The sequence below is a fragment of the Streptomyces sp. NPDC052052 genome (assembly GCF_040680455.1).
Taxonomy (GTDB): domain Bacteria; phylum Actinomycetota; class Actinomycetes; order Streptomycetales; family Streptomycetaceae; genus Streptomyces.
Window position 1 is genome coordinate 14,642 of record NZ_JBFAWU010000001.1, and the last position, 18,903, is coordinate 33,544.

The following is an 18,903-nucleotide window of genomic DNA, read 5'->3' on the forward strand; positions in this document are numbered from 1 at the left end:
CCGGACAGTTGTGAGGTCGCTCCGCCCCGTGCACACCACGGGCGCCGATCGTAGTGGGTGGCCGGGTGCTCCCTCTCCTGTCATGTGCGTAATCTGGGTGAAATCCCGGGGCGTGATACTGGAGCTGCCCCCCTCCCCGCGGGCGGTGGTGCACGGGCCGTCTGAACTGCAAGGATGTGGCTATGGACAAGCAGCAGGAATTCGTCCTCAGGACACTTGAGGAACGCGACATCCGGTTCGTACGGCTGTGGTTCACCGACGTCCTCGGCTACCTCAAGTCCGTTGCGGTGGCCCCCGCCGAGCTGGAGCAGGCCTTCGACGAGGGCATCGGCTTCGACGGCTCCGCCATCGAGGGCTTCGCCCGGGTGTACGAGTCCGACATGATCGCCAAGCCGGATCCGGGCACGTTCCAGATCCTGCCGTGGCGCGCGGAGGCCCCCGGCACGGCCCGGATGTTCTGCGACATCCTGATGCCGGACGGCTCGCCGTCCTTCGCCGATCCCCGCTTCGTCCTCAAGCGCATCCTCGCCAAGACCTCCGACCTGGGCTTCACCTTCTACACCCACCCGGAGATCGAGTTCTTCCTCCTGAAGGACAAGCCGGTCGACGGCAGCCGCCCCACCCCCGCCGACAACTCCGGCTACTTCGACCACACCCCGCAGAACGTCGGCATGGACTTCCGCCGCCAGGCGATCACCATGCTCGAATCCATGGGCATCTCCGTGGAGTTCAGCCACCACGAGGGCGCCCCCGGCCAGCAGGAGATCGACCTGCGGTACGCGGACGCTCTCTCCACCGCCGACAACATCATGACCTTCCGCCTGGTGATGAAGCAGGTCGCGCTGGAGCAGGGTGTGCAGGCGACGTTCATGCCGAAGCCGTTCTCCGAGTACCCCGGCTCGGGCATGCACACCCACCTCTCCCTCTTCGAGGGCGACCGCAACGCCTTCTACGAGTCGGGCGCCGAGTACCAGCTGTCCAAGGTCGGCCGCTCCTTCATCGCCGGTCTGCTCACCCACGCCGCGGAGATCTCCGCCGTGACGAACCAGTGGGTCAACTCCTACAAGCGCATCTGGGGCGGCTCCTCCCGCGCCGCGGGCGCCGGCGGCGAGGCCCCCTCGTACATCTGCTGGGGCCACAACAACCGCTCCGCGCTCATCCGCGTCCCGATGTACAAGCCCGGCAAGACCGGCTCCTCCCGTGTCGAGGTCCGCTCCATCGACTCCGGAGCCAACCCGTACCTGGCGTACGCGGTACTGCTCGCCGCGGGCCTCAAGGGCATAGAGGAGGGCTACGAACTCCCGGCCGGTGCCGACGACGACGTCTGGGCGCTGTCCGACGCGGAACGCCGCGCGATGGGCATCGAGCCGCTGCCGCAGAACCTGGGCGAGGCGATCTCGCTGATGGAGCGGAGCGAGCTGGTCGCCGAGACACTCGGCGAGCACGTCTTCGACTTCTTCCTGCGCAACAAGAAGCAGGAGTGGGAGGAGTACCGCAGCGAGGTCACGGCCTTCGAGCTGAAGAACCTGCTGCCGGTGCTGTAACGGCAGGTCAGCGCCTTTGAGGCGTGTGTACGTGGCTTTGGGCCGACGGTGCGACACCGCCGGCCCAAAGCCGTTCTAGACGCCCTGGGCCGTCTGTGGGCCGTCCGCTGTCGCAGCGACGGCTTCGTACATGCTGTCCACGGCCTTCCGCGTGCGTCCTTCGCTGCTCGGCATGAGGTGCGTGTAGACCCGCAGTGTGAACCCTGGGTCGCTGTGGCCGAGGTAGGTGCTCAGCGCCTTGATGTTCTCGCCGGCGTCCAGGAGTACCGAGGCGTAGAAGTGCCGCAACGCGTGCATGCCGTGCTCGCGGGCGGCTTGGTGACGCTCGCCGGGCCGCGGCTGCGGCAGGACGCCGGCTTTCACGAGTGCGGGCTTCCACACGCGGGTGTTGAAGTCCGTGCGCCGGACCGCACCGCTGCCGTCAGCACGAGTGAACAGCAGCTGCTTGGTGACGAGCGGGCCGTCCGGCCGCAGCCACGGCAATGTCACGGCCACAGGAGGGAACTTCTCCCGGTGCTGCTTGAGTACCTCCCCTACTCGATCGGGCAGAGGCACGTCGCGTTCCTTGTTGCGCTTCGGCGGGCTGAAGACCAGGGGCCTTCCTCCGTGCTGCTGGTAAGCAAGCCGTACGAGGAGCGTCGGGCTTACGCGACAGCTTGCAAGCTGTGGCCAGGCGTCCAGTTTGTAAGTGCCTCTGCACCGATGACGCTTGAGGTCTACGTCGAGTCAATCGGTAGCACCCAACTGGTGGTCGACATGCTAGTCGGCGCGTTGCAACGGATCCTGGTGTACCCCGGCCAGGGCTTCATGATTCGGCAGCCTGTTCCGATTCAGATTGCTGAAGCCTACGGTCGTCTGTGTGCGGCAGGATTTACGAGTCGACTCCTCAAAGGTGAAGTCTGACTGCCTGAAACGGATCACCCAAAGCCGAGCCGTTGGCTGTTTCTGCGAAAGCGTTACCAGTAGATAGCAACGATTTCTGCATCAATAAATTTCCCTTCCAAGTCTCCATCGAGACGTCCGCTGGGGTTCTCCGGTCGAACTGCAATGCTGCCGTCTACCAGCAAGCCAAGTTCGCCAAACGACTGGGCGCGCAGACGAGCTAGATCTTCTGCGGCGAAGCGATATGAAAGCTCTGCAGCCACACATTCCGCTACTTCAGTGAAGGCGGCACGGTTGGCAATGACGTTACCTAGCCCAGAAGACCTAGCGGATGCGATTTGTGTGATGCGGGATCGCAAGATATCCGCCATTGTTGATCCTTGCAAATCGACAAGAAGTTCTGCGTATCGAATCAGGGCTGACTCGCGCAACTGTGTGACGTCGTTTCCCCCGCTCGCTTCGCCAGTCATTGATCTAAGCGCTGAGGGGCCGAATTCGTCCATCGCGCTCTCCATGTCTGGAATTACCTCCTTTAGTACATCGACCAGCTTGACTGGACTCCAGGACTCTTGTAAATGGTCCCGCCCTACTCTGCAAAGTACTTTCATCGCAGAGCTCGAGAAGAGGACTCGCCTGATGTCCTTCCAGAAGTGCCCCTCCTCTACGACGCCGACTAGGTAGATAGGTTTGCGGCTTCGGCGGTAGATCCCTGGAAGGGTGGAAAGCGCATCACTGTGAACCAGGAACTCCTGGCCCTCGATGTCGTGGACTCCATAGTCCAGCATCCGGCATTTGATAGGAATAAGTCCAGCCATCAATTCTTGAATAAAGCTATTTACTTCGATTGCTGTGCGCATCTCTTGCGTGTTGACTTCGGATGAAAGGGAGGGAGACTGGCCGATGATATTGGCCATGCTAGCGATGATAGTGCTTGTGCGAAAAATAGGGTCTGCGCGAAGTTCGACCTCGACTTCCAGGAGTTGACCGCGCTTCAGACTTGACCCTTTGATCAACCATGGTGTGGTTTCTGTGCCCTCGCGAATCCTCTTCTTTTCGGCTGTAGTCATTTCCGTCATAGGGGTAGATCGGAGCACGAGCGACGACTCGACGTTTGCGTAGAGATCTTTGAAAGTCGCCTGAATTGATGCTTTGCGTAGCACCTGATAATCAGTGGTGTTGGTGATCTCACGCTTAGTTCCTGCGGTTACCTTGAAGAGTGAAGTCTTATACTCTCCGCCTCCACTATTCTCTGTTCTGGCGGATCGAGTGAGCTTCTGCGTGATCTCGCTCGGAATGGCTCCGCGGATTGATGACAGCAAACTGGTAACGCTGACTTCATCCAGGTAGATGAATTCGCGGAGGCGCTTCAACTCGTGAGCTCCACGTCGGGAAATCTTGCTCCAGATCCATGCGCCAAATCGTCGAAGCATGTGAATCATCCTTTCGAATCGCTGCGCTGCCTTGCTACTCGCTCAAATCCGCCGATGTAGTCTTCGGCGATCAGCGAGTTACGGCCGTCGGATACGGCGAGCAGTGAGGCCTCTGTCCAAATCGCCGAAAGTTCTGCAGGAGTCCATGAGTCAGTTCTTTCGGCGACCCAATGATGCGGAATCTCGCCCTGGATTCGTAGCTTCCTTCCGGAAATTTCGAGGATTTTTTCTCGATCATTTTCATTGGGGATTGGGAAGTCCACATGCCAATCGAACCGGCCGGGGCGACGGAGTGCGGAATCGATATCCTGCGGGCGGTTAGTTGTGCCGATCACCATGACATTTGTTTCGGGGGAAAATCCATCCATCAGTGCCAGCAGTTGTCCCACGACGCGGCGAGATGCCTCGTGTGACTCGTCGCTTCGCTGCGAGGCTAGACTGTCAATTTCGTCAAAAAAGATGATTGCTCGATCGCGCTCCTTGGCGTCCTCGAAAATCTGCCGAATGATTTCTTCGCTCTGGCCGTACCATTTGCTGAGTACTTCGGGTCCGTTGATGGCATAGAAGGTCGCGTCGGCCTGGTTGGCAATGATTCGCGCTAGTAGCGTTTTACCGGTTCCCGATGGGCCGGAAAAGAGGACCCCTTTTACGGGCCTAGCGCCGATATTCTTCAAAGCTTCGTGATGCTGCAACGGGGTTTCGATCAATTCGCGCGCCCGGGTGATGATCTCTCCGTATCCGCCAAAGTCATCGAACGAAAGACTGTCGTCGCGGGGCACGATGAAACGTTGCGGAAGGGAATCATCAGTCGAATCATCCAAAAATTTGATTGCTCTGGTTGAAAGAATACCCAGGATTCCGGATGCGTCCGTCCCCTCTACGGTAATTCCAGATCGGATATCTTCATTCGGCGGAATCGGAAAAATGCGAAGTCGGCCTCCTACTTCAACGACAACCCTTTCCCCGGCTACCAGCTTGGTCACGCCGACCCAGGTTTCTTCCCTCCAAAGTTCATGCGGCGCAGCTGTTACTGATCCGTCCTCCGGATCAATAAAGACGATATCGCCGACCTGGGCGAAAGGCTCGGGATGATCGGCAGTAGCAGTCCTGCCGTCCCTAAGTTCCAGAAAAGTCGTTCGCCCGTCCGCACTGACATGACTGATTCGAGCCACTGTCTGGGGTTTTCCTGCGATTACTTCTTGATTCAAAATCTTCCTCCCAGATCCCGGAGTCAGCGTCGGCGCCCTGTGCAACGGAACCGGTCCAAGGTGGGGGGAGAGGTTACATCATGCACAAGTCGGCGACCGGGCCTGGGCTGTCTGCTGGTTGCCAGCAAGCTCTCGTCAAGCCCTACGGACGGAGGGGCGAACCAACTCCTGAGGCATGCTGATGCCGGCACGCAGCCATCTCCCACGGCCGTGCGGCACACGGGTGACCCCCACACTGGTCCCCGGGCCGTCTGTGGGCCGTCAGGGGGCGGCCCACAGTGACCAGTAACGACCAGCAGTCGCCGCTCCCACGCAGGTCACACAGACCTGTGCTTGCGTCCGCCGAGTTGTTCTGGTTGTCCTTCCACTTCCTGCGCAACAAGAAGCAGGAGTGGGAGGAGTACCGCAGCGAGGTCACGGCCTTCGAGCTGAAGAACCTGCTGCCGGTGCTGTAGGGGGCAGCGCACTCTGGGCCGCCATGCAGCCGGGGCCGACGGTCGACGACCGCCGGCCCCGGTTCGTCTTCGCCCCTGCCCCGCGGAAACCGGTGGTGCGACGCGCCCCCGGCGCCGAGAATCACCGGATGCGTGAAGTGGAGCTGTTCGACGGGACCGTCACTCTGTCCCCGCTGCGCCTGGACGATGTGGACGCGCACCTCGCCGGGGAGGACGAACTGCTCGTCCGCTGGCTCAACGGAGGTCCCGGCACCCGCGAGGGCGTCGAGGCGTACGTCCGGCACTGCCGGGAACAGTGGGACATCGCCGGTCCGCTCCGCGCTTTCGGTATCCGGGCGGGCGCCGACCAGGCCCTCGCGGGGACGGTCGACCTGCGGTTCGCGGAAGGGGGCCTGGCGCCCGGCCAGGTGAACGTCGCCTACGGGCTCTACCCGTCCTGGCGGGGGTACGGCCTGGCCACCCGCGCGGTCCGCCTGGCCTCCTCGTACGCGGCCGGTGAAGGCGGGGAAGAGGCGGTGATCCAGGTGGATCCGGAGAATCCCGCATCCGCCGCGGTCGCACGGCGGGCCGGGTTCACGCCCGGCGGGCAGACCCGCGGCGAGGACGGCAGGACGTTCGACCGGTACCTCCGAGACCTGCGCGCCGCACCTCGCTGACCAGGCGTCACGGGACGACCTCGCACATGTGCCGCAGATCGTCGGCACACGCCGTCGAGGGCTCTCAGGGGCGAGTCAGGGCGGACCGCATGGCGGCCATGAGCTTTTGGCGGGCCTCCCTGAAGGCGCGGCGTGCCTCGGTGCACTCAGGATCGTCACGAAGATGTCCGGCGACCACTGCGTCTCGGTACAGGAGCAGTTGGTAAGCGGCATCCGTGGCGAACCGGGCCACCTCCGGCGTGGCCAGCAGCTCCAGTTGGTACTGCTTCGCGTGCACACCGTTGGCCAGGATGCCGGCGCGAGCGAGCTCGACCCGTTCGTCCGCTGGGAGGTGCCCCGATCGGCTGGCATCACTGATGGCGTCGCGCGCCCCGGTCAAGGCCTCCAGAAACTGCGCGTACACCGTGCGCAAGGTCTCCCTGTCGCGCTCGCCCGTGTCCCGCCGCCAACGAACTCGGTCCGTGGTGAGCGTGCTGCCCACACCGATGACCGCACCCACCAGGGTGGCGATTAACGCTGTCCAGTCCATGACCGGGAGACTACGAGTCAGCCGGATCCGCCGACCAGAGGCCGCTGACTCCTCTGCCTCGCACCGGCGGTGGGGCGGGCCAGTCGGCAGACAGCGTGTAGTGCCGGCCCGGGCGCCATGCGGGCGGTGCTTGGAGGAGCTCTTCCAGCGGCATCCCGGCGAGCAGATGCTCCAGCGCCCACAGGTTGGCCGAGTGGGCTATCACCAGGATTCTGCTGCCGTCCCATTCGGTGGCCAGGTCGTGGAGGAAGGCGCGGGTGGCCGTGACGACCTGGCGGTAGCTCTGGCCGCCGGGAAACGGTTCGTCGATGTGCTGTGCTCGTCGGGCGGCGATGAGAGGACGCGGTTGTCCGTTGAGGTCGCCGTAGTTGCACTCACGCAGTCGGATGTCCTGGTGGATCGGGGGCCGGCCGTCAGGGAACGCGATCTGGGCTGTCCGCACGGCGCGGTGCAGGTCGGAGGTGAACACGGCCGTGAAGCCGTCGCCGGTTCGGCGCTCACCCAGTTCCACGGCCTGGCGGCAGCCCAGGGCCGAGAGTCGGCCCTGGAGCCAGCCGGTAGCGATGCCTGCCTCGTTGTCGGTGGTGGTGGCGTGTGTCTCGTAGACGATCTCTACCGTCATCAGGGCTCCCGGACGTCCTCGACAGAACGGACACCGCATGGTGTCTCAGGTCGAGCCGTACGGGCGAGTGGGCGGCCTGTGCGCGCGGTCGTTCGCGGCGTCGGGCGGCCAGGACCTCGGGTGGCGGGGCGGCGACCTTGCAGCACCGCAGCTGACGGTGGAGTGCACGGGAGGCCCGACGCTTCGGGTGAGTGCTTCGGGGTGGGCGCGCCTCGTTGGCGGTCCAGGACCGCCTCTGCCCGGATGGCCGGATCGTGGCCTTCTCCCCGCTCTCAGTCGAACCGGCGGCCCATCTCGTCCAGGATCTCGGCGCACACCTCGGCGGCCTCCCGGGCCAGGTCCTCCTCGATCCACATGCGCATGGCGATCCGGAGCGAGGAGAGGAACGCCGCGGCCAGGACCAGGGGGCGGACCGGTTCCTGGGTCGGGCCACGGCGGGTGGCCACGGCGTCGGCCAGGTCCCGTTCCAGGGCCGCGTGGTTGGCGAGCTGGCGGGCGAGCAGGGAGGGGTGGCGCATCGCGAGCCGGGTCCGCAGGGCCCAGGCGCGCTCCGCCCGGGGGACCCGTTCGGCGAACTGCATCATGACCGCCCGCAGGGCTTCCCACGCGCTCTCCTCGGCGGGCCGGTCGCGCACGGCCTGGACGAGGGCCCTGATGTGCTGCTCCTCCCCGTACAGGAGGGCGTCCTCCTTGCTCGCGAAGTAGTTGGAGAACGTTCTGCGGGAGATCCCGGCCGCGTCCGCGACGGCCTCCACCGTGACGTGTTCGAAGCCGTGCTCGATGGTGAGTCGCAAGGTCGCCTCGTGCACCGCTCGCCTGGTGGCTTCCTTCTTGCGTTCCCGCAGTCCCACAGAACTCTCCATGCAGTCATTATCTCCGCGTCAAGGATAATTGCGCAGTGGGCAAAATTGCCCAATGAGCATGTATGGTGAAGTCATCATTCCCTACCCCTGACCGAACCCTCCGGAGGTTGCGCGTGAGCGCACAAACGGCCGCGCCGACCGACGTCGCGCCGATGGACCACCGCCATGTGCTGCGGGCACTGAGCGGGCTGCTGATCGTGCTGTTCGTGGCCATGATCAGCAGCACGGTGGTGTCCGTGGCGCTGCCGAAGATCATCGGCTCGCTCGACGGCACACAGTCGCAGTACACCTGGGTCGTCACCGCGACCCTGCTGGCCTCCACGGCCTCCACCCCGATCTGGGGCAAGCTTGCCGACCTGTTCAGCAAGAAGCTGCTGCTGCAGATATCCATCGGCATCTTCGTGATCGCGTCGATCGCCTGCGGATTCGCCCAGTCCACCGGGCAGTTGATCGCCTTCCGCGCCGTTCAGGGCCTCGGCATGGGTGCTCTCCAGGTGCTCGTCCAGGTCATCATTGCCGCGATGATCAGCCCCAAGGAGCGCGGCCGGTACAACGGTTACCTGGGTGGGGTCATGGCCGTCGCCACCGTCGGCGGACCGCTGCTGGGCGGCTTCATCACCGACACCTCGTGGCTCGGCTGGCGCTGGTGCTTCTTCATCGCCGTACCGTTCACGCTGATCGCCTTCGTGCTGCTCACCCGCACCCTGCACCTCGACGAGGTCCGCCGGCCCGAGACGAAGGTCGACTACCTGGGCGCCACCCTGATCGCCGCCGGCGTCAGCCTGCTGCTGCTCTGGGTCACGTTCGTCGACAACAACTTCGCCTGGCTGTCCTGGCAGACCCTCGTCATGGTCGGCGCCAGCGCCCTGATCCTGATCGCGGCCGTCATGGTCGAGAACCGGGTCCAGGAACCGGTCGTCCCGCTCCACGTCGTCCGCCGCCGCGACCCCGCACTCGCCATCGTCGCGAGCCTCGCGGTCGGCATGGCGATGTTCGGCGGCGCGGTCTTCCTCGGCCAGTACTTCCAGATCGGCCGCGGCTACTCACCGACCGAGGCCGGACTCCTCACCATCCCGCTGATGTTCGGCGTGCTGGTCTCCTCCACCGTCGCCGGACGCCTGGTCTCCAAGACCGGCAAGGTGAAGCCGTACATCGTCACCGGCGTGGTCATCCTCACCCTGGGCTTCCTGGGACTGTCCACCATCGACCACGAGACCTCGCTGGTCCTCGTCTCGATCGGCATGCTCGCCGTCGGCGTGGGTGTCGGCATGTCGATGCAGAACCTGGTCCTGGTCCTCCAGAACACCGTCCCGCTCGGCGAACTCGGCGCGGCCAGCGGTGCGATCACCTTCTTCCGCTCGCTCGGCGGCACGATCGGTGTCTCGGTGCTGGGGGCGGTGCTCGCCAACCAGGTAGCGACGAAGATCACCCAGGGGCTGACGAAGCTCGGCATCGACCCGGCGGCCTCCTCCTCGGGCGGCTCCACCCTGAACATCGACGCGATGCCGCCGCAGATCCAGGAAGTGGTGCGCGCCGCGTACGGCGACGCGACCGGCACCATCTTCCTGATCTCGGCCGCCATCGCGGTGATCGGAGTGGTCGCCGCCCTGTTCCTGACGCCGACGAAGCTGCGCGACAGCGTGGACCTTTAGCAGGCACCATGCTCGTGACCGTGCCCCGCGCCCGACGGCGCGGGGCACGGTCATGTACGGGCCCACCGGCCCGGCGGAGGCGGTCACCCGTGGCAGCGGACTTCCGGAGGGCAGGGCCGGTGGTGGACGCGTATGGCGCTCGAAAAGCCTCGCGTCCCCAGGAACTCTCGGGCACAATCGGCGGACAGCCCAGGGCCGGTGCGGAGGGGGAGCGTCATGGCAGGGGTATGGGTGCTGTTCGGTGTGTTGCTGGCGTTGGTCGTCACGCTCATCGTGAGGCTCCAACTGAGGTGGCGACGCGGCACCGAGAACTTCGACGGCCAGGAGATCGAGCGGCAGGCCCGTGAAGCGATCCGGCACACCCGCGCGCACAACACCTCGGCGGCGGTCCACAGCCGGTTCCTCGACGGCGGTAACGGGCGCCGTAGGTGACGCCCCGACGACAAGGCGGGGACGCCGGCGATTCCGTCCGGGAAGCCTGCTGCCCACCGAGCTGACCGGGATGGCCCTCTGGTTGCTTCTGCCTGGCTTGCGAGGATGCACGGCTCAGCACCGGCATGACGTTCGTGAGTCCGCTCCGCGTCCGGCACGCCCCTGGCCAAGAAGACCCCGGCGGGGAGATCCGGCCACGTTCTTGAACGGGCATACGCATGCCTCCCCCTCGATCAGATCAAGGAACACCAGGCCCAGCGAGGTTGAACGCCAAGCTCAGGCACAGATCCAGTAGGACCGATCGAGTGCCGCATGCGCCCTTGGGTCGGTCATTGAGACTCCGCCGACCTCGGGTCCAGGGGCGCAGATCTCCATCAGACCCGAATGGATACACGGAGCGGCACCGACACAGATGAGAAAGAATGCACCAATATATTCAGGGATGTCGGAATTGAACGGAGTGGCCGATGGGACGTCCCTGGCTGCACGTGGTGGCACAGGTGGTCCCCGTTCCGCTCGGGTTGCTGCTCAGTGGTGCCCTGGTCTGGAGTGCCACCAACGCTGACTGGAGCGGGACCAGCAGCAACAGCGGCAACACGTGGGAGTCCGGCTCGCTGGGGCTGGCCAACGACAGCAAGGTTCCCATGTTCCGCATCGACGACATGAGGCCCGGCGACACAGGCTCCAACTGCATCAGGATCGAGTCGAACGCTGACTTCCCCACCGCGCTCAAGCTGTACAGCAACTCACCGAACTGGCCAAGCAACTTCCAATCCTTCATCGACCTCAAAATCGAGGTAGGCAGTGGCGGCACCTTCGGCGACTGCAAAGGCTTCACGCGGCACAAGACTGCGTTCGACGGCACCCTGGACCAGTTCGTCGCCCTGTACACCGACTTCCGCACCGGCTTGGGTCCCTGGCCCCTGCCAGGGAAGCCACCCAACGCGCTGAGCTTCCGCTTCGCGTGGAGGTTCAGCCAGAGCGCACCCAACAGCTCACAAAGCGTGGACACTGATGAGCTGACCTTCACCTGGGAAGCGCGGGAAAACAAGTGACTCTCCCCAGTGACCCAGCCGCCAGCGAGCTCTGCCAACCCATGGCCAAGGGTGCCCCGCACCCGATCCGCGTCATCACCTCGGTCACCGCACGCACCGTGCTCGGCTCAATGGTCGGGCTGCTGTTGTGGGCGCATTTGCCAGTGGTGGCACTGGGCTGGACAGCGGGCGTGGTGCAGTCCGGCTCCATGCGTCCCGCCCTCATGCCGGGTGACGTCGTCCTCTACCAGCCATCGCCGCGCAACCGCACACCGGCGGTAGGGCAAATCGTGCTGGCCCAGGACCCCACCCGACCGGGCCATCTGCTCACCCATCGGGTCTACCAGGTACTCCCCAACAACGACCTGATCACCAAAGGCGACGACAACTCCACACCGGACTCCACCCCGATTCGGTCCACGGCGCTCCAAGGCGTAGCACGGTTGCGTGTGCCCTGGATCGGGTTGCCGGTTCAGCTCTGGCGCGCCAAGCAGCCCGTGCCCGAGGCGATTCTGCTGCTTGGACTTTCCGCTTTGCTTGCGCTTGCCGCTGTGCCACTGCACAGGCGCAACCGACACCATTCGATGGTCGCACGGATGAGCCGGCGCATGGCCCGGCAACGGGCTACCAAGCACGACTGAAGGCCCCGACGGCACCAGCAGGAGCCACCCACACCCGGGCAGCCGCCTCTCGTTCCTCCATCCTTCGTTCCTGTCGAGCCGTCAGCCGGCACGGCAGGGGCCGAGATCCCCGACAGAGTCGAGCTGAGTGCTGTCCAGGGGCAGGGGCACGGTGAAGTCGCCGTGGAAGGTGATCGGTTGGAGGACGGTGTCGTCGGTCTTGCCAGTGGTGGCGGCGAGGCTTTCGAGGTTCCGGGCGAGTGCTCCGGGATGTCGGCCTCGGTGATCCAGCGGGGGTTGTCGCTGTCGTAGTCGGTTGGTCAGCTGCACTGTGCGGCGCTGATGGCGCTCCAGCAGTCCGGGAATCCGCTCGCGGAAGGTCTGCCGCCGACAGCCCGCGTGTGACGCCCCGTCGGAAAGGCGGGGACACCGAGGTGCGCGTCGGGTAGTGTGACCGTCCCCAGCGAGGGGACCGACCAAGGAGGTGAGACCCATTACCGCTGTATCAGGCTGGGTGCTCATCCCGAACCACCGCGTGGTCGGCCCGACATAGTCGGCCGCGGAGCACCCATCGGCATCCCCGAAAGGCTCCGCTCCATGCCGGTATCCGCTTCACCGTTCGTCGTTTCCTCCATTGTCACCACACTCCGTGCCGCCGGCTGCGTATTCGCTGAGGACGAGGCGGAGTTGATCCTCTCGGCCGCCGCCGACCACACCGACCTCGCGCGCATGGTCGAACGGCGGGCGAGTGGGCTCCCCCTCGAACACGTCCTGGGCTGGGCCGAGTTCGGCGGTCTGCGGATCGCCGTGGACCCCGGTGTCTTCGTACCCCGCCGCCGCACCGAGTTCCTGGTCCGCCAGGCCGCCGCCCTCGCCGGGCACGGTGCGGTCGTCGTCGACCTCTGCTGCGGCTCGGGCGCGCTCGGCGCCGCGCTCGCCGCCGGGCTGGACCGGATCGAACTGCACGCCGCCGACGTCGACCCGGCGGCCGTACGGTGCGCCCGCCGCAACGTCGGGGAGACGGGCCTGGTCCACCAGGGGGACCTCTTCGAACCGCTCCCCGTGGACCTTTGCGGCCGGGTGGAGATCCTGCTCGCCAATGTGCCGTACGTACCGACCCAGGAGGTGGAACTGCTCCCCGCGGAGGCCCGCATCCACGAGCCGCGCGTCGCGCTCGACGGGGGCAGGGACGGCCTCGACGTCCTGCGACGGGTCTGTGCCCGGGCCCCGCGATGGCTGGCACCCGGGGGGCATCTGCTGGTCGAGACGAGCGAACGGCAGGCGGCACGGGCCGAGGAGACCGTCGCCCGCAGCGGCCTGATCCCCCGCGTCGTCACCTCCGACGAACTGTGCGCGACCGTCGTCGTGGCGACCCGGCCGGGCCCGGCCGGGTCGGTGGCCCGGAGAACCGGTCCGGCGGATCCGATCGGTTGACCGCCATCGTGCCGGCGGTGGGAGTGCCCGTGCCGAAGCCGGACCGCGGGGCCCGTGACCAGGCACCGCGCACGGTCCGCCCCACCCCGATGAGCGACGTGCGGGCGTCCTTTTCACCGGTGCGGGGCTAGGCTCAGAACGCTGGAAGCGTGTGGGGTCGGTGAACGGGAGAACGCGGAATGACGACGGCGCCGGGACGCAGGAGCAGTACGTTCACCCGACTGCTGCGGCACGGTTTCACCGACCCCTCCGCCGCCGAGCGGCTCCTCGATCTGCCCGAGCTGTCCTCCGTACGCTCCGACCCGGTACTCCTCGACGCCCTCGGGGCCTGCGCCGACCCCGATCTGGCACTCCGCAGCGTCGTGCGGCTGGTGGAGGCGGAGGAGCCGGACGAGCGGCGCACCTTCCTGGACACCCTCGTCACCGCCAAACCGCTGCGGGACCGGCTGCTCGGGGTGCTCGGGGCGTCCGAGGCGCTCGGCGACCACCTTGCCCGCCACCCCCGCGACTGGCATGCGCTCGTCACCTACGAGGCTGCCGACCTGCACCCCGGCGTGGCCGAGTTCGAGCAGGACCTCGCCGGGGCCGACGACCCCGACTCGCTCCGCGTCGCCTACCGGCGCTGCCTGCTGGCGATAGCGGCCCGCGACGTCTGCGGTACGACGGACGTCGCCGAGGCCGCCGCCGAACTGGCCGATCTGGCCACGGCGACCCTGCGCGCGGCGCTCGCCATCGCGCGTACGGCCGCGCCCGAGGACGCCGCCCAGTGCCGACTCGCGGTCATCGCGATGGGCAAGTGCGGTGGGCACGAGCTGAACTACGTCTCCGACGTCGACGTCATCTTCGTCGCGGAGCCCGTCGACGGCCACGAGGAGGGCCCCGCCCTGCAGGCCGCCACCCGGCTGGCCGCGCACATGATGCGCATCTGCTCCGCCAACACGGTGGAGGGCACCATCTGGCCGGTCGACGCCAACCTCCGCCCCGAGGGCCGCAACGGCCCCCTCGTACGGACCCTGTCCTCACACCTCGCGTACTACCAGCGCTGGGCCAAGACCTGGGAGTTCCAGGCGCTCCTCAAGGCCCGGCCGGTGGCCGGTGATCCCGAGCTGGGTGCGGAGTACGTCGAGGCCGTCTCACCGCTCGTGTGGCAGGCCGCGGAGCGCGAGAACTTCGTCCCCGACGTACAGAAGATGCGCCGCCGGGTCGTCGACAACATCCCCGCCGACCGGGTCGACCGCGAGATCAAGCTCGGACCGGGAGGACTGCGGGACGTCGAGTTCGCCGTCCAGCTGCTCCAGCTGGTGCACGGCCGCAGTGACGCCACCCTGCGCAGCGGCACCACGCTGGAGGCCCTGCGGGCGCTCGCCGCGGGCGGCTACGTGGGGCGGGTGGACGCCACGCAGCTGGACGAGGCGTACCGCTTCCTGCGCGCCCTGGAGCACCGCATCCAGCTCTACCGGCTGCGCCGCACCCATCTGGTTCCGGAGGACGAGGCGGATCTGCGGCGGCTCGGGCGGTCCCTCGGGATGCGTACGGATCCGATCACCGAGCTGAACCAGGCGTGGAAGCGGCATTCCTCCGTGGTGCGGCGGCTGCACGAGAAGCTCTTCTACCGGCCGCTGCTCGACGCCGTCGCCCAGCTCGCCCCCGCCGAGTCCAGGCTCAGCCCGAAAGCGGCCGCGCACCGGCTCGAAGCCCTCGGCTACGCCGACCCGGCAGCCGCGCTGCGGCACCTGGAAGCACTGTCGTCCGGGGTGTCCCGCAAGGCCGCCATCCAGCGCACCCTGCTCCCCGTGCTGCTCGGCTGGTTCGCGGACTCGGCCGATCCGGACGCCGGGCTGCTCGGCTTCCGCAAGGTGTCCGACGCACTCGGCAAGACCCCCTGGTACCTGCGGCTGCTGCGGGACGAGGGCGCGGCGGCGGAGAACCTCGCCCGGGTGCTCTCGGCCGGCCGGCTCGCCCCCGACCTGCTGCTGCGGGCGCCCGAGGCGGTGGCGATCCTCGGCGATCCGCAGGGGCTGCGGCCGCGCACCCGGGAGCACCTGGAACAGGAGGTGCTTGCCGCGGTGGGGCGTGCGGAAGGGGCCGAGTCCGCCGTCGCCGTGGTCCGCGGGGTGCGGCGGCGCGAGCTGTTCCGGACCACGGCCGCGGACCTCATCCACTCGTACGGCACGGAGGAGCGCCCCGCCGAGGGGGACCCCGGGGCCCTGGTCGACCGGGTCGGCAACGCGGTCACCGACCTGAACGCCGTCACGATCGCGGGCGCCCTGCGCGCCGTCGTGCGCGAGCAGTGGGGGGACACCCTGCCCACCAGGTTCGCGGTCATCGGCATGGGCCGTTTCGGCGGGCACGAGCTGGGATACGGCTCCGACGCCGATGTGCTGTTCGTCCACGCGCCACGCGAGGGCGTCGACGACGGGGAGGCGGCCCGGGCCGCGAACCAGGTGGTCTCCGAGATGCGGAGACTGCTGCAACTTCCCAGCGCCGACCCGCCGTTGATCATCGACGCCGATCTGCGGCCGGAGGGCAAGAGCGGGCCCCTGGTGCGCACCCTGCGGTCGTACGAGGCCTACTACCGGCGCTGGTCGCTGGTCTGGGAGAGCCAGGCGCTGCTGCGCGCCGAGCCGATGGCCGGGGACGGGGAGCTCGGCCGTGCGTTCATCGAGCTGATCGATCCGCTGCGCTACCCGATGGAGGGACTGGGCGAGGAGGCGGTCCGCGAGATCCGCCGTCTGAAGGCCCGGATGGAGGCCGAGCGGCTCCCGCGCGGCGCGGACCCGGCGCTCCACACCAAGCTGGGGCGCGGTGGGCTGAGCGATGTCGAGTGGACGGTCCAGCTGATGCAGATGCAGCACGGCTGGGTGGAGCCGGGGCTGCGGACGACCCGCACCCGTGAGGCGTTGGCCGCGGCCTGTGCGGCGGAGCTGATCCCGGCGGAGGACGCGCAGACGCTCGACGAGGCGTGGGTGCTGGCCACCCGGGTCCGCAACGCGGTGATGCTGGTCCGGGGGCGGCCGGGCGACACGTTCCCGTCGGGGCCGCGGGAACTCACCGCGGTGGGTCGGTACTTGGGGTACGAGCCGGGTCACGTCGGGGACATGCTGGACGACTACCGACGGATCACGCGTCGGGCACGGGCGGTGATGGAGGAGCGGTTCTACGGGGCGTGAGCGGACGCTGCCCGGAGTGTGCGGGGGCGTGGTGGACCGGGCGGCGGGGGCCGCCCGGTCTCAGCGCCGGCCCGCCGTGTCCGCCGCCGGGCGCCGCGCCCGGAGCGGCGCACCGAGGGGCTGGTCGGCCTGCCGTGACCGTTCCCCTGGTGGCTGCACCCGCCTCGGGAGCTGGTGCGTCAGCGCTCCGTACCAGGCGTAGGACACCACGTAACCGAAGGCCAGACAGACCATGCCGCCCAGTGCGTCCAGCCAGAAGTGGTTGGCGGTCGACACGATCACGAGCAGGGTGACCGCCGGGTAGAGCAGGCCCAGGATGCGTGCCCAGGGGGCGGACACCAACGCGAAGATGGTCAGACCGCACCAGAGCGACCAGCCGATGTGCATCGAGGGCATCGCCGCGTACTGGTTCGACATGTTCTTGAAGTTGCCGGAGGCCATCGAACCCCAGGTCTGATGGACCAGCACGGTGTCGATGAAGTGACCACCGTTCATCAGGCGTGGTGGTGCCAGCGGAAACAGGTAGTAACCGAGCAGTGCCACGGCCGTGGTCGCGAACAGGGTGAGCCGGGCCGCCGCGTAGCGGCCGGGGTGACGGTGGAACAGCCATACCAGCACACAGACGGTGACGACGAAGTGCAGGGTCGCGTAGTAGTAGTTCATCGAGACGATCAGCCATGTCACGGAGTTCACGGCATGGTTGACCGTCTGTTCCACGGCGATGCCCAGGGACTTCTCGACCGACCAGATCCGGTCGGCGTTCCGCAGTGCCTCGGCCTTCTGCTCGGGTACGGCGTTGCGCACCAGCGAGTACACCCAGTAACTGGCCGCGATCAGCAGGACTTCGAACCAGATACGGGGACGGCGGGGGGATCGCAGGGAACGCGGTCCTGCCGGGCCGTCGCTCTGCCGCCCGGCGCTCTGCCGCGCGTCCGCCTCGGGGGCCGCCTCGTCCACGATGGGTGACGCGGTGGCCTCCAGTCGGCCTTCCTGTGACTTCACGCTCAATTCACCCATAGGCACAGAGTCTGCCAGAAATGTTCCTCCCGCCGATCATCCTCCGATCGGGTTGGGACCGCACATCCGATCGCCGGGACTGCGTCACCGCGCCGTGGTCACCGTGCCGTGTCCGGGAAGAGCTGCCGGGCGCGCGAGGGAGTGGTGGACTTCTCCGGTCGCGGTGCTAGGGGCGGGCGTGGGACGCTGGAGAAGCTCCTGGGGCGGAGGCCGGATCCGGCCCCGGGCCCGCTGCCGTGGATCCGCGGACGACGAGTTCGGGCATGAAGACGAACTCGCTGTGCGGGGCGGGTGTGCCGCCGATCTCCTCCAGGAGGGTGCGGACGGCCGCCTGGCCCATGGCCGTGACCGGCTGACGGATCGTGGTGAGCGGCGGATCGGTGAACGCTATGAGCGGTGAGTCGTCGTAACCGACCACCGACAGGTCGCGCGGCACCTCCAGCGACAGCCGACGGGCCGCCCTGATCGCGCCGAGCGCCATCATGTCGCTCGCGCACACCACCGCTGTGCAGCCCCGCTCCATCAGCGCCGACGCCGCGGCCTGCCCGCCCTCCAAGGTGAACAGCGAGTGCTGGATCAGCTCCTCCACCTCGTCCGCGGCGAGGCCCAGCTGCTCCTGCACGGTGGAACGGAAGCCCTCGATCTTGCGCAGGACCGGCACGAACCGCTTGGGTCCCACGGCCAGGCCGATCCGCTGATGGCCCAGCGACACGAGGTGGGTCACGGCGAGCCGCATCGCGGCCCGGTCGTCCGGCGAGATGAACGGCGCCTGGACCTTGGGCGAGAAGCCGTTCACCAGGACGAAGGGAACTCCCTGGGCGCGCAGTTGCTCATAGCGCTGCATGTCGGCCGAGGTGTCCGCGTGCAGTCCGGAGACGAAGATGATGCCCGAGACGCCGCGGTCGACCAGCATCTCGGTCAGCTCGTCCTCGGTGGAGCCGCCGGGGGTCTGGGTTGCCAGCACGGGGGTGTAGCCCTGCCGGGTCAGCGCCTGGCCGATGACCTGGGCGAGCGCCGGAAAGATGGGGTTCTCCAGCTCGGGAGTGATCAGCCCGACCAGACCCGCGCTGCGCCGGCGCAGTCGTACGGGCCGTTCGTAGCCGAGGACGTCGAGTGCGGCGAGAACGGATTCGCGGGTGGCAGCTGCAACACCGGGCTTGCCGTTCAGTACGCGGCTGACCGTCGCTTCGCTGACCCCCGCCTGAGTTGCGATATCGGCAAGCCGTGCGGTCATGGAAATGGACTGTACCGGGCGTGTGTCGGATTGCCCACCATCCACAGGCTCCGGACGGCAGTCACCGAGGAGGGGCCGGGAGGGTGTCGCGGCAACGTCTTGCAAGGTCTTGCGGGCCGGG

The 18,903-nt window shown here is 67.1% G+C and carries 16 protein-coding genes and 2 pseudogenes; 10 read left to right on the forward strand and 8 right to left on the reverse strand.

Features of this window, described 5'->3' with window-relative positions; genetic code table 11:
- The first annotated feature begins 182 nt into the window (after window positions 1–182).
- Window positions 183–1,544: a type I glutamate--ammonia ligase gene (gene glnA / locus AB0L71_RS00065; protein ID WP_365236110.1), complete on the forward strand. Its 1,362-nt coding sequence runs from the start codon at window positions 183–185 to the stop codon at window positions 1,542–1,544.
- Window positions 1,545–1,619: 75 nt separating this feature from the next.
- Here glnA and AB0L71_RS00070 read toward each other — a convergent pair.
- Window positions 1,620–2,138, reverse strand: a pseudogene (locus tag AB0L71_RS00070) (tyrosine-type recombinase/integrase); the annotation flags it as partial.
- A 6-nt stretch (window positions 2,139–2,144) separates the two neighbouring features.
- On the opposite strand from AB0L71_RS00070, the pseudogene AB0L71_RS00075 reads away from it, so the two are divergent.
- A pseudogene (locus AB0L71_RS00075) lies at window positions 2,145–2,447 on the forward strand (YdcF family protein); the annotation flags it as partial.
- Window positions 2,448–2,500: 53 nt separating this feature from the next.
- Here AB0L71_RS00075 and AB0L71_RS00080 read toward each other — a convergent pair.
- Together AB0L71_RS00080 and AB0L71_RS00085 are read right to left on the reverse strand one after the other, a co-directional pair.
- Window positions 2,501–3,856, reverse strand: coding sequence for a hypothetical protein (locus tag AB0L71_RS00080; RefSeq protein ID WP_365236112.1), 1,356 nt, complete (start codon window positions 3,854–3,856; stop codon window positions 2,501–2,503).
- Between the two features lie 5 nt (window positions 3,857–3,861).
- The gene (locus tag AB0L71_RS00085) at window positions 3,862–5,028 is read right to left on the reverse strand and encodes an AAA family ATPase (RefSeq protein ID WP_365236114.1); all 1,167 of its coding nucleotides are present in this window, start codon (window positions 5,026–5,028) and stop codon (window positions 3,862–3,864) included.
- Window positions 5,029–5,393: 365 nt separating this feature from the next.
- On the opposite strand from AB0L71_RS00085, the gene AB0L71_RS00090 reads away from it, so the two are divergent.
- Window positions 5,394–5,519, forward strand: a complete 126-nt coding sequence (locus AB0L71_RS00090) for a hypothetical protein (protein ID WP_365236116.1) — start codon at window positions 5,394–5,396, stop codon at window positions 5,517–5,519.
- A 23-nt stretch (window positions 5,520–5,542) separates the two neighbouring features.
- Window positions 5,543–6,175 (forward strand): GNAT family N-acetyltransferase, encoded by a 633-nt coding sequence (locus AB0L71_RS00095; protein WP_365236118.1) that lies wholly within the window; start codon window positions 5,543–5,545, stop codon window positions 6,173–6,175.
- 64 nt (window positions 6,176–6,239) lie between these two features.
- Here AB0L71_RS00095 and AB0L71_RS00100 read toward each other — a convergent pair whose 3' ends face one another.
- The 3 genes from AB0L71_RS00100 to AB0L71_RS00110 all read right to left on the reverse strand — a co-directional run bounded on the left by AB0L71_RS00100 (window position 6,240) and on the right by AB0L71_RS00110 (window position 8,189).
- Complete coding sequence (locus AB0L71_RS00100) at window positions 6,240–6,704, reverse strand: hypothetical protein (protein WP_365236120.1); 465 nt, start codon at window positions 6,702–6,704, stop codon at window positions 6,240–6,242.
- A gap of 10 nt (window positions 6,705–6,714) precedes the next feature.
- Complete coding sequence (locus tag AB0L71_RS00105; protein ID WP_365236122.1) at window positions 6,715–7,326, reverse strand: histidine phosphatase family protein; 612 nt, start codon at window positions 7,324–7,326, stop codon at window positions 6,715–6,717.
- 272 nt (window positions 7,327–7,598) lie between these two features.
- A complete protein-coding gene (locus tag AB0L71_RS00110; protein WP_365236124.1) occupies window positions 7,599–8,189 on the reverse strand; it encodes a TetR family transcriptional regulator in 591 nt (196 codons plus the stop codon).
- A 152-nt stretch (window positions 8,190–8,341) separates the two neighbouring features.
- Between AB0L71_RS00110 and AB0L71_RS00115 the strand changes: the two genes are divergently transcribed.
- The 6 genes from AB0L71_RS00115 to AB0L71_RS00140 all read left to right on the forward strand — a co-directional run bounded on the left by AB0L71_RS00115 (window position 8,342) and on the right by AB0L71_RS00140 (window position 16,531).
- Window positions 8,342–9,841, forward strand: a complete 1,500-nt coding sequence (locus AB0L71_RS00115) for an MDR family MFS transporter (protein WP_365236749.1) — start codon at window positions 8,342–8,344, stop codon at window positions 9,839–9,841.
- 216 nt (window positions 9,842–10,057) lie between these two features.
- Window positions 10,058–10,273 (forward strand): hypothetical protein, encoded by a 216-nt coding sequence (locus tag AB0L71_RS00120; RefSeq protein ID WP_365236125.1) that lies wholly within the window; start codon window positions 10,058–10,060, stop codon window positions 10,271–10,273.
- Between the two features lie 467 nt (window positions 10,274–10,740).
- The gene (locus tag AB0L71_RS00125; protein ID WP_365236127.1) at window positions 10,741–11,328 is read left to right on the forward strand and encodes a hypothetical protein; all 588 of its coding nucleotides are present in this window, start codon (window positions 10,741–10,743) and stop codon (window positions 11,326–11,328) included.
- Between the two features lie 41 nt (window positions 11,329–11,369).
- Window positions 11,370–11,948 carry a signal peptidase I gene (locus AB0L71_RS00130; RefSeq protein ID WP_365236129.1) on the forward strand — a complete coding sequence of 193 codons (579 nt, stop codon included), beginning with the start codon at window positions 11,370–11,372 and terminating at the stop codon, window positions 11,946–11,948.
- A 576-nt stretch (window positions 11,949–12,524) separates the two neighbouring features.
- Window positions 12,525–13,361, forward strand: a complete 837-nt coding sequence (locus tag AB0L71_RS00135) for a putative protein N(5)-glutamine methyltransferase (RefSeq protein WP_365236131.1) — start codon at window positions 12,525–12,527, stop codon at window positions 13,359–13,361.
- 179 nt (window positions 13,362–13,540) lie between these two features.
- Entirely contained in the window at window positions 13,541–16,531 is a 2,991-nt protein-coding gene (locus tag AB0L71_RS00140) for a bifunctional [glutamine synthetase] adenylyltransferase/[glutamine synthetase]-adenylyl-L-tyrosine phosphorylase (RefSeq protein WP_365236133.1), read from the forward strand.
- A 60-nt stretch (window positions 16,532–16,591) separates the two neighbouring features.
- Here the strand turns inward: AB0L71_RS00140 and AB0L71_RS00145 are convergent, their stop codons facing one another.
- Window positions 16,592–17,548 carry a phosphatase PAP2 family protein gene (locus AB0L71_RS00145; protein WP_365236135.1) on the reverse strand — a complete coding sequence of 319 codons (957 nt, stop codon included), beginning with the start codon at window positions 17,546–17,548 and terminating at the stop codon, window positions 16,592–16,594.
- 166 nt (window positions 17,549–17,714) lie between these two features.
- Window positions 17,715–18,782 carry a LacI family DNA-binding transcriptional regulator gene (locus tag AB0L71_RS00150; RefSeq protein ID WP_365236136.1) on the reverse strand — a complete coding sequence of 356 codons (1,068 nt, stop codon included), beginning with the start codon at window positions 18,780–18,782 and terminating at the stop codon, window positions 17,715–17,717.
- Between the last annotated feature and the right edge of the window lie 121 nt (window positions 18,783–18,903).